This is a genomic window from Mesorhizobium sp. M2C.T.Ca.TU.002.02.1.1 (assembly GCF_003997225.1).
Genome location: NZ_RZTO01001543.1, coordinates 1 through 426 on the forward strand (window position 1 = coordinate 1; position 426 = coordinate 426).

At 61.7% G+C, this 426-nt stretch carries 1 pseudogene; it reads right to left on the bottom strand.

The features are described from left to right. Positions 1-180 precede the first annotated feature (180 nt). Positions 181-426: pseudogene (locus EOD07_RS38035) on the bottom strand (lytic transglycosylase domain-containing protein); the annotation flags it as partial.

Here is a 426-nt window from a genome sequence, read left to right on the forward strand (position 1 = left end):
GCGTCGAACCCTACGCCTATCTTCATGATGTGCTCTCGCGCATGGTTGACGGACCCCCATCAACCGCCTCGACGAATTGCTGCCGTGGAACTGGAAAGCGGCAAATCCTGTCAAGAGCTGAGCGACGTGCAAGAACCGGACGCTTACCAGCCCCGCCAGACGCGCCCCGTCCGCCCATGGCTAACGCACCGGCTCCCTCGGCTGCGCGCCGTCCTTGCCGAGCGGCACGAAGAGATCGCCGTTTACGCCGGCGTGAACACCGTCATGGATGAAGAACAGCGACCGTCCGAGAGGAGCGATTTGCGCCTTTGGAGCGACAGGTTTGCTTTCGAACGTCTCGATGTCGGCCGCCGAAACTCCGGCCGCCTTGAGTTGGTCGAGGTACTCAACGGTCTCTTCTGGCAGCGGTTTGCCACGCTTCAAATG